Genomic DNA, 13,158 nt, shown 5'->3' with positions numbered 1-13,158 from the left:
TCGAGGTCCGAGACCGGCGCGACCTCGTGACGATGGAGGAGTTGGGACACTGAACGTCCCCATTCCTACATCACCGGCCCTCGGGCCGGGGAGCGGCGCCGACCAGTGGGCCTTCACGTACTGCCGCGGTCAGGCGTTGAGTTCGTTCAGCTCTTCGAGGCTGGTGGGGACGTGGAAGGGCGGCGTGCTGGTGCCCATGATGCGGTAGCGGTCCCACGGGTCCGGGTCGGAGAGTTCGCCCTTCGCGCTGTACTCGCCCGCGCGGATCTCGACAGCGGTCTTCTTGCCGTCGGCGGCCGCGGACACCTGCTCGCTGGTGGCCACGCGGCCGTACCAGCGGTAGTAGCCGTCGATCGGCTGGAAGTAGCCCCGCAGTTCGACCGTGGCCGCGATCTCGGTCCCGTCGATCACGAGGACCGCTTCGCCGGAGTAGCCGTCTTCGTCGTGCTCGCTCATTGTGCTTCTGCTTCCTTCCGCATCTGGACGACCTTGTTCTCTTCGAGCGGCAGGTTCGGGTCGATGACGATGCCCTGCTGCCGGGAGAGGCCGTCGATCGCGGCCCAGATGATCTGCGTCAGATATTCGACGACGCTGTCGCGGCCCATCGAGCGCCGGTCCAGCCACCATTCGCCGGTGCTCTGCACCATGCCGACGATGCCGTGCGCCCACGGTTCGGCGGCGCCGGAGTCCATGTTGAACATCCGCATGTAGTCGCCGAGCAGCGCGGTCAGCGCGGTGGCGATCAGTTCCTTGTCCTCGGCGACGACGTCGGACTTGACGAGTACCTTCTCCTGCAGGCCACCGCGCGCGAGCAAGCGGTACAGGTTGGGGTGCTCCTCGATGACGCTGAAGAACGCGTCGAGCGCCATCCGGATCCGGGGGACCGGGGCCAGCTCGGAGTTGATGGCCGGGATCAGCCGCTGGAAGAGGATCTCGGTGCCACGCTGCCCGAGCGCGACGTACAGGTCGGCCTTGTCGTCGAAGTGCCTGTACAGCACAGGCTTCGTGACGCCCGCTTCGGCGGCGACGTCTTCCATGCCGAGGTCCGGCCCGTGGGTGTCGAGCGCGCGGAGGGCGGCCTCGACGAATTCCGCGCGGCGCTCGATCCGGTGCTTGCGCCAGCGATCGCGACGGGCGTCACCCGTGTCGGCCTCACCCGCCGTGGGGTGCTTGCTCGACTGCTTGCTGTTGCGCTTGACACGTTCGATCACCCCGGTCATGCTACCAGAGGTAACTGTTACCGCGAGTTACAGATAGGGGCGTGTCGGCCATGACGCGGGCGCTGAAGGAAACAGACCGGGAGAAGACGGCCGAGCGGCTGCTCAAGTCCTCCGCAAACAAGTTCTACGACCCCGACGTCGACATCGACTGGAACGCTCCGCTGGTGGACGGGAAGCACTTCATCCCGGCACATCGCTCCTCGCTCTACGGCACCAAGCTGTGGGACTCGCTGTCCGAAGAGCAGCGCATCGAGCTCGGCAAGCACGAGGTCGCGAGTGTGGCGACGACCGGGCTGTGGTTCGAAATCCTCCTGATGCAGATGCTGCTCAAAGAGGTCTACGAAGAAGACCCGACCAGTTCGCACGCGCAGTACGCGCTGACCGAGATCGCGGACGAATGCCGTCACTCGACGATGTTCGCGCGGATGGCGTCGCGGATCGGTTGCCCGTCCTACGGGCCGGTACCTTGGCTGCGGCGCCTCGCGAAACTGATGCCGTCGATCAGCTACGGGCCCGCGCGCTACGGCGCGATCCTCGTCGCCGAAGAGGTCCTCGACCGGCTTCAGCGCGAGCAGATGAACGACCCGGACATCCAGCCGTTGGTGCGGATGGTCAACCGGATCCACGTGCTCGAAGAAGCCCGTCACGTCACCTTCGCCCGCGAAGAGGTCACTCGCGGGATGGCGAAGCTGTCGAAGAAGGAAATCGTCTATCAGCAGTTCATCATCGCGCTGATCTCGTACTTCGTGACGCGGGCGTTCATCAACCCGCATGTCTACAAGGCCGTCGGCATCCGTCCGCGTGACGGCGTCGAAGCCGCGATGAACAACCCGAACTGGCAGGACAGCGTGCGCTGGGCCGGCGAGAAGATCATGCCGTTCCTGCAGGAGGCCGGTCTGGTCGGGAAGCCGGGAATGTACTTCTGGCGCAAGTCCTTCCTGCTGCCGGGGAAGCGATGAGGAGCGTCGAACAGCGCGGCACCGTTTCCTGGGACCCGTCCAGGGAACACCGGTTCGTGACCGGTGACGGCACCGCCCTGCACGTCGAGACGAGCGGCCCCGCCGACTCCGAACTCACGCTGGTACTGGTGCACGGCTGGACACAGGACCTCCGGACCTGGGACGGCGTGGTGGCCCGGCTCGGCGACTCCGTCCGGATCCTGCGCTACGACCTGCGCGGGCACGGTGGTTCCGCGCCGGCGAAACCGGGCACGGCGACGATCCCGACGCTGGCGAACGACCTCGCCGAGCTGATCGAAGACCGTGTACCGAACGGGCCGATCGTGCTCGCGGGCCATTCCATGGGCGGAATGACGATCATGGAATTGTCCCGTAGTCACCCCGAATTCGTGGCCCGGCGGGTCGCCGGTGTCGCCTTCGTCGCCACGTCGTCCGGTGAGATGGACCGGATCACCCTCGGCCTGCCGGGGATCGCGGGCAGCGGCGCGGCGAGGTTCGAACGGCGCCTCGCGAAACTGCTCGCGAAACAGCGCCGGGACGCCTTGCCGTTGCCGCTGTCGGTGGTGCGCCCCGGCGCGCGAATGCTCGTCTTCGGGCGGCGCCCGCGGCGGGAGGACGTCAATTCGGTGGCGGAACAGCTGCTGTGCGCGCATCCGGCGAGCGTCGCCGGATTCCAGGACGCGATCTCACGGCACGACTGCCGTGTCACGCTGGCCGCGCTGCTCGGGAAACCGGTGATCGTGCTGTCGGGGGAGCGGGACAGGCTCTGCCCGACCACCCACGCCAAGGTCATCGCCGACGCGCTGCCGGACGCCGAATTCGTGCGCTACCCGGGTGCCGGGCACATGCTTCCGCAGGAACGGGCACAGGAGGTTTCGGACCGCGTCGCGGCACTCGTCCGCCGCGCCGCGAGGGTCTGAAGAGGGAGCAGGGGACCTTTGCTATCGCTCTCGGTGGGGCAAGCGGTAGCAAAGGTCCCCTGCTCTGTTTCGCTGTCTCAGAGGCGGGTATAGCCGCCCGCCAGGAGGCGGGCGCCCTGGTAGGCGTCTTGGTCGTCCGGGGCGATGGTCCCCAGCCCGTCGACGTACCGGTTGAACATGCAGAACGCCGCTGAGATCAGCACCGTGTCGTGGATTTCGATGTCCGTCGCGTCTTCCGCACGGGCCGCCGCGATCAGGTCTTCGCTCACGGATTTCCCGCCTTCACGGACGGCGAGCGCGATGTGCAGGAGCGCCTTGACCTTCGCCGAGACGGGCGCGCCGTCGATGTCCTCCCAGGCTGCTTCGACAACCGGCATGCCGCCTTCGAGCGCTTCGGCGGCGACGGCGGCGTGACTGCGTGAGCAGAACGTGCAGTCGTTACCGCGCGAAACGACAGCGCCGATCAGCTCGCGTTCGCCAATGCTGAGGCTGCTCGGCCCGCGAAGCAGGACTTCGGCGAGTTGTCCGAGCGGCGCCGCCGTCTCGGGCCGGTAGGCGAACAGGGCTCTGATACCGAGCAGGTTCTCGTCGAGCGTGATGTGGGGCATGGGGAACTCCTCGCCGGTCGGCAACGCGGTCGATCGAGTCATAGCCGAAACCCGGCCCGTCGCGGTGCCGCTGGATGGTGGAAAGCGGTAGCAAAGGTCCCTTGCTCCCCGGCAGTCCGTGGTTGAGTCGAATCACCACTCACGAGGGGGCACCGTGATCGTCAGAGTCCGAGGCCGAGCACTTCCCGACGGCGGGTACGTCGATCTCCACGCCGATGGTGACCGCTGGACGGCCGATCCGGTCCTCGGTGCGGAGCCGGTCGCGGAGGGCTGGCTGGTGCCAGGGCCGTCGTCCATGCGGAAGATCCGTGTGAGGACCTGGCGCGGCTGGAGCACCCCGTCGCGGTCATCCTGCGGGGCGTCCGCGTCCGGTGAACCCACGCGTTTCGTCCTCTAGTTGCGGTAGTTGCACGCGCAAGGATCGCAACTAGAGGACTAAACGCGGGTCAGTGCTGCAGCGGGAAACCACCGCCGATGCCGCGCCAGGCGAGGTTGGCGGTGAGCGCGACGGCCTCGTCCTTGCTCATCGACTTGTGGTGCGCCAGCCAGAACCGCGCGCTGACCTGCGAGAGACCTACGAGGCCGACGGCGAGCAGCCGTGCCTTGTCCTCGTCGAGGCCCGCGTCGGCGGTGATGGTCTCGGTGATCGCGTCGACGCTGGCCGACGTCGCCCGGTCCACGGCCTCCTGCACGGCAGGCTCGCCGCGCAGGTCGGACTCGAAGACCATGCGGAACGCGCCGGCGTCGTTGTCGACGAAGTCGAAGAACGCGCCGACGGTCGCCGGGACACGTTGCTTGTTGTCCGTCGTGGAGTCGAGCGCGTCCTTGACCCGCCGCACCAGTTCGTCGACGTGGCTCTCCAGCAGCGCGATGTAGAGGTCGAGCTTGCCGGGAAAGTGCTGGTAGAGGACGGGCTTGCTGACCCCGGCCTCTTCGGCGATCTCGTCCATCGCGGCGGCGTGGTATCCGTTCGCGGCGAACACCCGCTGGGCGGCGGCCAGCAGCTGGGCCCGGCGTTCCGTCCTGGGCAGGCGGACGCCTCGGGCTTGCAGTCGCGCCATTTCGGTCATCGTTCCTCCAGTCGAGCGGGGCTCCGCAGGGCGGGATCACCGCCGCGTGAAGTGAACTCGAGATTACTCGCCGGTACGGCCGAACCGCCAAGGGTCGGGCATCCTTGATGCTGTGTCTTCTCCAGTTTCCCGTGCCGCCGTGGGCCGCTCACCGCTGACCCACGTACCGCTGTCGCGCAGGTCATTGCCGTCGCTGGATCCCGCGCCGCCGCCGTGGCCCGGGGAAACAATAGATGTCGGCGGGGTGAAATTGCACATCCGCCGGACTCCAGGCGGCCCCGAAACGGCGGTTTACGTCCACGGGCTCGGCGGTTCGTCCACGAATTGGACCGACCTCGCCGCGCTCTTGGCGCCCCAGGCGGCCGGCACTTCGGTCGATTTGCCGGGATTCGGCTATTCGGAGCCACCGAACGGTTTCAGCTTCAGTCTCGACGCGCACGCCGAGATCGTCGCGAGCCACATCGAGAGCCTCGGAACCGGGCCGGTGCACCTGCTCGGCAACTCGATGGGTGGCGCGGTCGCACTGCTCGTCGCGGCCCGCCGTCCAAAGCTGGTGAAGACGCTGACGCTGATCTCGCCCGCGATGCCGGATCTCCGTCCCAGCATGAGCCGGCTGTCCGATCCGCGGATGGCGTTCGCGTATCTGCCGCTGATCGGTCCGAGGGTGCGCCGTCAACTGGCCGCGCTCGGTCCGCGCGAACGCGCCATGCAGGTCATCAAGCTGTGCTTCGCCGATCCGACCCGCTTCGCCGAGAGCAGGCTGAGCGAACTGGAGGAGGAGCACAACGCCCGTGCCGGCTTCGCCTGGGCCGCCCCCGCGCTGGCCCGCAGCACGTTCGGCATCTTCCGGACGTGGTCCGCGCGCGGACCCGCGTCGCTGTGGGCCGTCGCGCCGACGGTCGCCACGCCGACGCTCGTCGTATGGGGGCAGCACGACCGGGTGATCTCCGTCCGGCGCGCCGAGCGCACCGCTCGGCTACTTCCGCACGCCCGGTTGCTGGTTCTGCCCCGAACCGGCCATGTGGCGCAGATGGAACGCCCGAATGTGGTGGCAAAGGCCGTTTTGGGAATGTGGGAATCGGTCGAATCGGGCACCTGGTAGCCCATTCGGGTGAGGAGGACACGCCGTGCGATGCGGCGGTCGCTCACAACATCACAGTTCGGTTATGGCACCCTGGTGCCCGTGGATCGGGTGAAGCATGGCGCGCAGGGCGAAGGTCGGCGGTCTCAGTACCCGGCTTCCGCCCGTCGTTCGCCACGCGCCCAGCCCCGGACCTCCGACGTCCCGCGCACCGGCCAGTACCGGCCGTCGCCGCCGCCGTCACAGCGGCTCGACGAAGACCGCTACCGCCCTGGCAGTCGCCGGACCAGTGCCCAGCCGCTCAGCGCGTCCTGGAAGCCGCACGAGCCCGGCGCCGCCAAAACCGCCAGGCGCAAGAGCAAAGGCGGCATCGGCCACTTCGCCAAGACTTACGGCTGGCGTGTGTACGCGCTGCCGATCCTCGTGGTGATCACCGCGCTGGTCGTGTTCAACACCGCCACCGGCCCGGCCGAGCCGATCGCCCCCGGCGGGGCGAGTCTCGCCTCGGCCGACGGCTCCGCGGGAAACGGCGGCGAGCCGGGCGCGGGTGTCGACGGGGGTGGCGACGTCCTCCCGGAGAATCCGGCCAAACCGGTGGATCTCAAGATCCCGACCGCGGACCTGCCCAAGGGCGGTCCCTTCACCGAGTCCGGCAAGGGCACCTATCACGTGGTGGCGGGCAAGGGCGAGAAGGTGGGCACGGGGCAGCTGTTCACCTACACGATCGAGGTCGAGGACGGCATTGATCCGGCCAGCTACACCGGTGACGACAGCTTCGCCACGACGGTGGAGGGCATCCTGTCCAATTCCAAGAGCTGGACGTGGGACGGAAAGAGAGCGCTCCAGCGCGTGGATGCGAGTTTCCCGAACCCCAGCTTCCGGGTGAGTCTCACCACACCGAACACGACGCACCGCGCGGACGTCTGCATGTTCCAGATCACCTACGAGACGTCGTGCTATCGATCGAGCTTCGACAAGCGCGTGGTGATCAACCTCGCCCGCTGGGTGCGGGGAGCGTTGGCCTTCGAGAGCGACATGACCGGGTATCGCCAGTACGCCATCAACCACGAGGTCGGGCATGCACTTGGCGGAAAGCACGTGGGTTGTCAGGTGAACGGCGGGATCGCGCCGGTGATGATGCAGCAGACGTTCGGCGTCTCCAACGACTTCGTGGCGCAGCTGAACAATCTCCCCGGCGGTGATCGCGGCAAGGTGCCGGCGGACGGCAAGGTCTGCAAGCCGGGCTCCTGGCCGAATCAGACACCTTAGTCACGCCCTCCCATCTGCTGGAATTTCCCAGGATTTGAAACAGGGGAAGTCGTTTCCGCCTGTCGGTGTTGTAGATACTGGGATGCGACCCGCGATCCACGCGAGATGGAGGACCCGATGTCAGGCACGCTGCCGCCGCTCGTCGAGCCGGCCGCCGAGCTCACCAAGGAAGAGGTGGCCCGGTACAGCCGTCACCTGATCATCCCCGACGTCGGGATGACCGGGCAGAAGCGGCTGAAGAACGCCAAGGTGCTGGTCATCGGTGCTGGTGGCCTCGGCAGCCCCGCGCTGCTGTACTTGGCCGCGGCCGGGGTCGGCACGCTCGGCATCGTCGATTTCGACGAGGTCGACGAATCGAACCTGCACCGCCAGGTCATCCACGGCCAGTCCGACATCGGCAAGCTCAAGGCCGCGTCGGCGCAGGAGTCGATCGCCGAGATCAACCCCTTCGTGAAGGTGCACCTGCACACCGACAGACTCGAGTCGTCGAACGCGCTGGAACTGTTCGAGCAGTACGATCTGATCCTCGACGGCACCGACAACTTCGCCACGCGCTACCTGGTGAACGACGCCGCCGTGCTCACCGGCAAGCCCTACGTGTGGGGCTCGATCTACCGGTTCGAGGGCCAGGCGAGCGTGTTCTGGGAGGACGCGCCGAACGGCAAGGGCCTCAACTACCGCGACCTCTACCCCGAGCCGCCGCCGCCCGGCATGGTCCCGTCGTGCGCCGAGGGTGGCGTGCTGGGCGTGCTGTGCGCGTCGATCGGTTCGATCATGGTCAACGAGGCGATCAAGCTGATCACCGGCATCGGTGAGCCGCTGCTGGGCAGGCTCGTCAGCTACGACGCGCTCGAGATGAAGTACCGCGAGGTCAAGATCCGCAAGGATCCGGAGACCCCGGAGATCACCGGGCTCATCGACTACGAAGCGTTCTGTGGTGTCGTGTCCGACGAAGCCGCTTCGGCCGCTTCGGGGCACACGATCACTCCTGCGGAGCTCAAGGCCAAGTTCGACAACGGCGACGACTTCGCCCTCATCGACGTCCGTGAGCCGCACGAGTACGAGATCGTGAACATCAAGGGCGCGACGCTGATCCCGAAGGACAAGATCCTCTCGGGCGAGGCGCTGTCGGAACTGCCGCAGGACAAGCCGATCGTGCTGCACTGCAAGTCGGGCGCGCGTTCGGCGGAGGCGCTCGCGGCGTTGCACCAGGCCGGGTTCAAGGACGCGACCCACCTCGGTGGCGGCGTACTGGCCTGGGCGCGGCAGATCGACCAGAGCCTGCCGACCTACTGACGGTCGAAGTACAGGAAGGCCCCCTTCCTTGCGTCTGGGTACAGGAAGGGGGCCTTCCTGTACTGGGCAAGGAAGCCATCACGGGCCGACGGCTGCCGCCCCGAACGTTGCCCTTCCACCAGCGCGTCTTCTCGTTCGTGGCGCGGAAGACGGGGTAACGTGCCGAGCCGTGCGTGCCACCCTGGAAAGCCCTCCGGCTCACGTCCGCGCGGCGTTCGGCGGACGTACCGGTGACGGGGAGCCGCTGCCCGGCACCACCGCCTGGCGCTACGGCGATCTCGTGCTGAAGCCGGTCGTGGACAAGTCGCGGACCCTGTGGACGGCCCGAGCGCTGGAAGCCGTGGACGAGCCGGGGCTGAGGGTCGCGAAGCCCGTCCGGTCCAGTGACGGCCGGTGGGTGCTCGGCGGCTGGTCGGCGAACCGGTTCGTGTCCGGGACGGCAGAGCACCGCTACGACGAGGTCGTGCACGCGGCGGTCAAGTTGCACCGGACGACGGCGGGGTTGCCTCGGCCGGATTTCCTGGGACGGCGCACCGATATCGAGGCTTTGGCCGACAAACTCGCGTGGGGCGAAGCGGACATGTCCCTCGACGAGAACAAGGGCGGCCGTTGGTTCGAGGTGCTGGCGGGGTCCCGAAGACCGGTCAAGCTGCCGGATCAAGTCGTCCACGGGGAGCTTCTCGCCGGCGTGCTGTTCGACGGTGACGCGGCCCCCGGCATCGTCGATTTCGTGCCGTACTACCGGCCGGGTGAATGGGGCGCCGCGATCGTCGCGGTCGACGCGCTGGCCTGGGGCGGCGCCACCATCGATCTTCTCGAACGCTGGGCGCATCTGCCGGAATGGCCCCAGCTTCTCCTGCGGGCCATCCTTTTCCGCCTGGCCGCCAACGCCCTCGACCCGCGGTCGACGCGAGCGGCGCACGACGGGCTCCGCGCCGCGGCCCGCGACGTCAGCGCTGTGCTGTAGAGCCGGGCAGGCCCCGAAACCGGGGCCTGCCCGGACTTTCACTCGGTTCGCAGATTCTCCGACCGCGCGGCCGAGCGCACCGACGGCAGCGTCGACGCCGTCACCAGCAGCACCATCACGACCGCCGCGCAGGCGAGCACCCCGACAGCGGCCCAGTCGATGTACAACGTGTCCCAGAACATCCGCCTGCCGACCGCGGCGATGCCGATCCCGGTCGCCGTCGCGATCACGATCCCCAGCAGCAGCGGGATCCCGTTCTGCCACACCATTGATCGAAGGATCACGCGCACCGGGACCCCGGTGGCGGACAGCGCGCCGAGGGCCCGCCGCCGTTCCCGGACCTGTTCCTGGGCGAGCACGAGCAGGCTCACCCCCGCCAGCAGCAGGACGAACAGCACGCCGCCGAGCAGGATGTTCCGCGCGTCCCCGAACATCTGTGCCTCGTCGGTGACCCGTTCCCTGTTGTACGTGGCCACCGTGGCCTCCCAGCCGAGCGGGGCGACCGAATTCCGCACCAGTTCGACGAAGTCCGGGTTCGCGGCCCCGTCACGCAGGCTCACCGTGACCGAGGCGGCCGTCAGATCGATGCCCCCTGCCGCGCCCGGTGTCGCGAGCACGCGCACCCCGAGGTATTCGGCGATCCCCGACTTCTTCGGGTCGAGCGGTCGCGGTGTGGCCGGAACGGACCAGGGCTGCTCATGTTTGTCGAGGTCGGTGAGCGTCACCGACTGTCCTTTGTGGAACGAAGGGGCTTCGGCGAACACGTCGCCGTCGCGGCAACCCGTCGTCCCCGTCGACGCTTCGATCGTGGGGCAGTCGGCGACAGCGAACGAGGAGAAGGAGTGGTCCCCGCCGGCCGTGGTGACGAACATCGAGCGCATGGCCTGGAAATCGGCCGCGCCCGGAACCGCGCGCACCGCGGCCACCGCCTTGTCGGCCACCGGGCCCTCCGCGGTGACGATCGTCCGACCGGCCGTCGTGTCCTGGTACTCGTCCTGCAGCGCCGCCTGGCCGGCCACCAGGCTCTGCAGCCCGATCGCCCCGGCGAGCACCACGCAGAGCCCCGCGACCACCCGCGACGGCGTCCCGCTGTCGCTCCGCAGCCGGCGGATCGCGAGCTGGAACGACGGTGGCCCACCCTTGATCCCGGACACGACGCGTTCCAGCAGCCACGGCAGCAGCGCCGGGATCCCGAGCATCAGCAGCACCACCCCGGCGATCAGCGCCGCCCGGCCGAGACCACTTTCCATGCCGAAATCCGGGAGCACCAAGGCGATTCCGGCGAGGATCGGCAACAGTCGCCACCACAACCGCCGCTTCGGCGGCGTGGCCTCGCGGACGACGCCGAGTGGTTCGACGATCGTGTGCCGCTGGGCGAACCACGCCGTCACCACGGTCAGGGCGGGGACGAGAAGCACGATCAGCACCACTAGTGGCCACGGCGGGGTGAGGTCGCTTGGGTAGAGCCCGAAGCGGAACACCTGGAAGTTCGTCACCGCACCGCGCAAGAGCAGGAACAACGCGGCGCCGACGACGAGCCCGGCGGCGGCGCCCGCGAGTGATTCCGCCGCGGTGATCCGGCGCAGCTGCCGGACGGACGAGCCCGCCAGCCGCAACGCGGCGAGCCGCCGGTCCCGGGTGGCGCCGCCGAGCCGGGAGATCGTCCCGATGAAGATGAACACCGGCGTGAGCAGAACGAAGAGCCCGATCAGCAGCAGCGCCAGTACTTCCTGTTCGATCGTGTAGTCGTAGCCGCGTTCGGCGCCGAAGCCGTAGACCATCGAGCCGGACCGCAACGTGTCCGAGCCGACGTAGGCGACCAGGTCGTTCGGATTGAGCACGGTTCCCGCGGCGATGATCCCGACCGGCTCGCCTGGCAGCAGTGGCCGCAGCAGGCCACTGGTATCGGCTGCGACGAGTTCTTCCAGTTTCGGCGAAAGGAAGACCTCGCCCGGCGCGGGCAGCCGGTCCACGCCCGGTGGGATCGGCGAGTTCGGCCCGGTGGGCCGCAGGTGGACGAGCGCGATCGCCTGACCGCGGAAGTCGGTCGTCGCCGGGCGGTAGGCCAGCGGGGCGACGCCAGGGATCGGTTCGCTCCGCACGTACGAGGCGAACGCCCGCTGGTCCCGGTTCTCCTTGACGGTGCCCGTGGAGGCGCCGGTCAGCAGGATCACCACCGCGAGCCCGATGCCGAAGGCGCTCAGGACGAGCCTGACGATGGAGCCCCGGCCGCCCCCGACGGCCAGCCGGAACCCCAGCAGCAGGTCTTCGCGCCCGCTCATCGGGTCACCACCGGTTCACGTGTCCGGCCGTCTCGCACGATGACCTCCCGGTCTGAGTAGGCGGCCACCCGCGGTTCGTGGGTGACCAGGACGACGGCGGCGTTCGTCTGTTTCGCCGTCTCGGAAAGCAGGCGCATGACGAGCTCGCCGCTGAGCGTGTCCAGTGCGCCCGTGGGTTCGTCGGCGAAGACCACCGACGGTTCGGTGATCAGCGCTCTTGCCATGGCGACCCGCTGGCTCTGCCCACCCGACACCTGGGCGGGTGTGCTGTCCTCGGAGTCGCCGACTTCCAGCCGGTCGAGCCAGGCCTTCGCGAGTCGCTCGGCGGGACGGCGTTTCATCCCGCCGAGCCGCAGTGGCAACGCGACGTTCTCCAGGCACGTCAGTTCCGGGACGAGCTGCCCGAATTGGAAGACGAAGCCGAACTCGGTGCGCCGCAAGGCACTGCGTTCTGCGTCGGCCATCTGAGAGAGCGCGCGGCCGCGGAACAGCACCCGTCCTTCGTCGGGCCGCACGATGCCGGACAGGCAGTGCAGCAGGGTCGACTTCCCCGAGCCCGACGGGCCCATGATCGCGACGATCTCCCCGGCTTCGAGCGTCAGGCCCGCCCCGGCCAGCGCCTGATCGGGGCCGAAAGCCTTGTACAGGCCCAAGCCTTGTAACAACAGTGTTTCCACTTTGTGGTCCCCAGGTCAGCGCGTCAACTGACGCGCGAGGTCGTCGAGACGGGCGGCCGTGAGTTCCAGCCATCGCAGATCCGCCTCGAGGTGGAACAGCGCGTGATCGCAGATGAGCTGGTCGGCGAGGTCGCCGTCGGTCTTGCGGGCGGTGAGCTCGCGCATGGCGCGGAGGTGGGAGCCGCGCTGGGCGTCGAGCAGGTCTTGGGCGCCTCGGCCGGACAGTAGGGCGAGTACGACCTTGGTGTAGAGCGTGTTCTGCAGGTAAACGGAGGGATTCTCCGGGCTTTTCAGCCATTCCTCGACGTTGGTGACGCCGGCTTCGGTGATCGCGTACCGCTTCCGGTCCGGACCGCCGCCTGCCTCGATGCCGTTCTCTTCGACGAGACCGTTCTTCAGCAGGCGGTTCAGCGTCGAGTAGACCTGCCCGTAGTGCAGTGGGCGATCTTGCCGGAACTGCTTGTCGTAGAGCTGTTTGAGGTCGTAACCGTGCTTGGGGCCGGCTTCGAGCAGGCCGAGCAGGGTGTTCCCGATGGACATGCGGCAACTATACACAGTGTGTATACGCTCGCTCTATACATCCAGTGCCTAGTTGCTGAAGGGGACTTTCCCCGCATGTCATGCGGTGAAGGGAGCTTTCGTCGCGTGACATGCGGGGAAAGTCCCCTTCAGCTCGGGTGCGGTGCGGGGTGCGGGCGGGGAGGTTGAGGCCTCCTTGCGGGCTCGGGGTTCCTCAAGGTGGCTTTCGCGACGTCTGGTGTCCTGAAGGTGGCTTTCGCGACGTCTGGTGTCCTGAAAGTGGCTTTCGC

14 protein-coding genes are annotated in these 13,158 nt (G+C 68.0%); 7 read left to right on the top strand and 7 right to left on the bottom strand.

The features are described from left to right. Positions 1–129: 129 nt before the first annotated feature. Complete coding sequence (locus ACM6LU_RS00570) at positions 130–456, bottom strand: DUF4873 domain-containing protein (RefSeq protein ID WP_414935589.1); 327 nt, start codon at positions 454–456, stop codon at positions 130–132. Further along, positions 453–1,220, bottom strand: coding sequence for a TetR/AcrR family transcriptional regulator (locus ACM6LU_RS00565; RefSeq protein ID WP_414935588.1), 768 nt, complete (start codon positions 1,218–1,220; stop codon positions 453–455). Before ACM6LU_RS00565 ends, ACM6LU_RS00570 begins: the two co-directional genes overlap by 4 nt. 50 nt (positions 1,221–1,270) lie before the next feature. On the opposite strand from ACM6LU_RS00565, the gene ACM6LU_RS00560 reads away from it, so the two are divergent. Together ACM6LU_RS00560 and ACM6LU_RS00555 are read left to right on the top strand one after the other, a co-directional pair. After that, complete coding sequence (locus ACM6LU_RS00560; protein WP_414937044.1) at positions 1,271–2,179, top strand: AurF N-oxygenase family protein; 909 nt, start codon at positions 1,271–1,273, stop codon at positions 2,177–2,179. Beyond that, entirely contained in the window at positions 2,176–3,099 is a 924-nt protein-coding gene (locus ACM6LU_RS00555; RefSeq protein WP_414935587.1) for an alpha/beta fold hydrolase, read from the top strand. Before ACM6LU_RS00560 ends, ACM6LU_RS00555 begins: the two co-directional genes overlap by 4 nt. A 77-nt stretch (positions 3,100–3,176) precedes the next feature. Here ACM6LU_RS00555 and ACM6LU_RS00550 read toward each other — a convergent pair whose 3' ends face one another. Then, positions 3,177–3,707 (bottom strand): carboxymuconolactone decarboxylase family protein, encoded by a 531-nt coding sequence (locus ACM6LU_RS00550; protein ID WP_414937043.1) that lies wholly within the window; start codon positions 3,705–3,707, stop codon positions 3,177–3,179. Positions 3,708–3,861: 154 nt separating this feature from the next. Between ACM6LU_RS00550 and ACM6LU_RS00545 the strand changes: the two genes are divergently transcribed. Next, complete coding sequence (locus ACM6LU_RS00545) at positions 3,862–4,104, top strand: hypothetical protein (RefSeq protein WP_414935586.1); 243 nt, start codon at positions 3,862–3,864, stop codon at positions 4,102–4,104. A gap of 49 nt (positions 4,105–4,153) precedes the next feature. On the opposite strand, the gene ACM6LU_RS00540 is transcribed toward ACM6LU_RS00545, so the two are convergent. Continuing rightward, positions 4,154–4,777 carry a TetR/AcrR family transcriptional regulator gene (locus tag ACM6LU_RS00540; RefSeq protein ID WP_414935585.1) on the bottom strand — a complete coding sequence of 208 codons (624 nt, stop codon included), beginning with the start codon at positions 4,775–4,777 and terminating at the stop codon, positions 4,154–4,156. A 244-nt stretch (positions 4,778–5,021) separates the two neighbouring features. Between ACM6LU_RS00540 and ACM6LU_RS00535 the strand changes: the two genes are divergently transcribed. From ACM6LU_RS00535 to ACM6LU_RS00520, 4 genes are all read left to right on the top strand, one after another. Beyond that, positions 5,022–5,879 (top strand): alpha/beta fold hydrolase, encoded by an 858-nt coding sequence (locus ACM6LU_RS00535; RefSeq protein ID WP_414937042.1) that lies wholly within the window; start codon positions 5,022–5,024, stop codon positions 5,877–5,879. A gap of 81 nt (positions 5,880–5,960) precedes the next feature. Continuing rightward, positions 5,961–7,127 (top strand): DUF3152 domain-containing protein, encoded by a 1,167-nt coding sequence (locus tag ACM6LU_RS00530; protein ID WP_414935584.1) that lies wholly within the window; start codon positions 5,961–5,963, stop codon positions 7,125–7,127. 117 nt (positions 7,128–7,244) lie between these two features. Then, complete coding sequence (moeZ, locus tag ACM6LU_RS00525; protein ID WP_414935583.1) at positions 7,245–8,423, top strand: adenylyltransferase/sulfurtransferase MoeZ; 1,179 nt, start codon at positions 7,245–7,247, stop codon at positions 8,421–8,423. A gap of 169 nt (positions 8,424–8,592) precedes the next feature. Next, positions 8,593–9,390, top strand: a complete 798-nt coding sequence (locus tag ACM6LU_RS00520) for a TIGR02569 family protein (RefSeq protein ID WP_414935582.1) — start codon at positions 8,593–8,595, stop codon at positions 9,388–9,390. Between the two features lie 38 nt (positions 9,391–9,428). On the opposite strand, the gene ACM6LU_RS00515 is transcribed toward ACM6LU_RS00520, so the two are convergent. From ACM6LU_RS00515 to ACM6LU_RS00505, 3 genes are read right to left on the bottom strand one after another with little or no spacing between them, the layout of a single operon-like run. Further along, a complete protein-coding gene (locus ACM6LU_RS00515; protein WP_414935581.1) occupies positions 9,429–11,672 on the bottom strand; it encodes an FtsX-like permease family protein in 2,244 nt (747 codons plus the stop codon). Next, a complete protein-coding gene (locus ACM6LU_RS00510; RefSeq protein WP_414935580.1) occupies positions 11,669–12,349 on the bottom strand; it encodes an ABC transporter ATP-binding protein in 681 nt (226 codons plus the stop codon). Before ACM6LU_RS00510 ends, ACM6LU_RS00515 begins: the two co-directional genes overlap by 4 nt. A gap of 15 nt (positions 12,350–12,364) precedes the next feature. Continuing rightward, on the bottom strand, positions 12,365–12,889 hold the full coding sequence (locus tag ACM6LU_RS00505; protein WP_414935579.1) for a PadR family transcriptional regulator: 525 nt from the start codon (positions 12,887–12,889) through the stop codon (positions 12,365–12,367). Positions 12,890–13,158: the final 269 nt, after the last annotated feature.

The organism is Amycolatopsis sp. cmx-11-51, assembly GCF_047608665.1.
GTDB lineage: Bacteria > Actinomycetota > Actinomycetes > Mycobacteriales > Pseudonocardiaceae > Amycolatopsis.
Note: the sequence above shows the minus strand (reverse complement) of the source record. Positions and strands in the feature narration are given on the sequence as shown.

Bases quoted from the DNA above. Each gene is read 5' to 3' on its own strand.
- ACM6LU_RS00540 (WP_414935585.1), bottom strand. From the start codon at position 4,777: ATGACCGAAATGGCGCGACTGCAAGCCCGAGGCGTCCGCCTGCCCAGG.
- ACM6LU_RS00505 (WP_414935579.1), bottom strand. From the start codon at position 12,889: ATGTCCATCGGGAACACCCTGCTCGGCCTGCTCGAAGCCGGCCCCAAG.
- ACM6LU_RS00550 (WP_414937043.1), bottom strand. From the start codon at position 3,707: ATGCCCCACATCACGCTCGACGAGAACCTGCTCGGTATCAGAGCCCTG.
- ACM6LU_RS00570 (WP_414935589.1), bottom strand. From the start codon at position 456: ATGAGCGAGCACGACGAAGACGGCTACTCCGGCGAAGCGGTCCTCGTG.
- ACM6LU_RS00565 (WP_414935588.1), bottom strand. From the start codon at position 1,220: ATGACCGGGGTGATCGAACGTGTCAAGCGCAACAGCAAGCAGTCGAGC.
- ACM6LU_RS00560 (WP_414937044.1), top strand. From the start codon at position 1,271: ATGACGCGGGCGCTGAAGGAAACAGACCGGGAGAAGACGGCCGAGCGG.
- ACM6LU_RS00555 (WP_414935587.1), top strand. From the start codon at position 2,176: ATGAGGAGCGTCGAACAGCGCGGCACCGTTTCCTGGGACCCGTCCAGG.
- moeZ (WP_414935583.1), top strand. From the start codon at position 7,245: ATGTCAGGCACGCTGCCGCCGCTCGTCGAGCCGGCCGCCGAGCTCACC.
- ACM6LU_RS00515 (WP_414935581.1), bottom strand. From the start codon at position 11,672: ATGAGCGGGCGCGAAGACCTGCTGCTGGGGTTCCGGCTGGCCGTCGGG.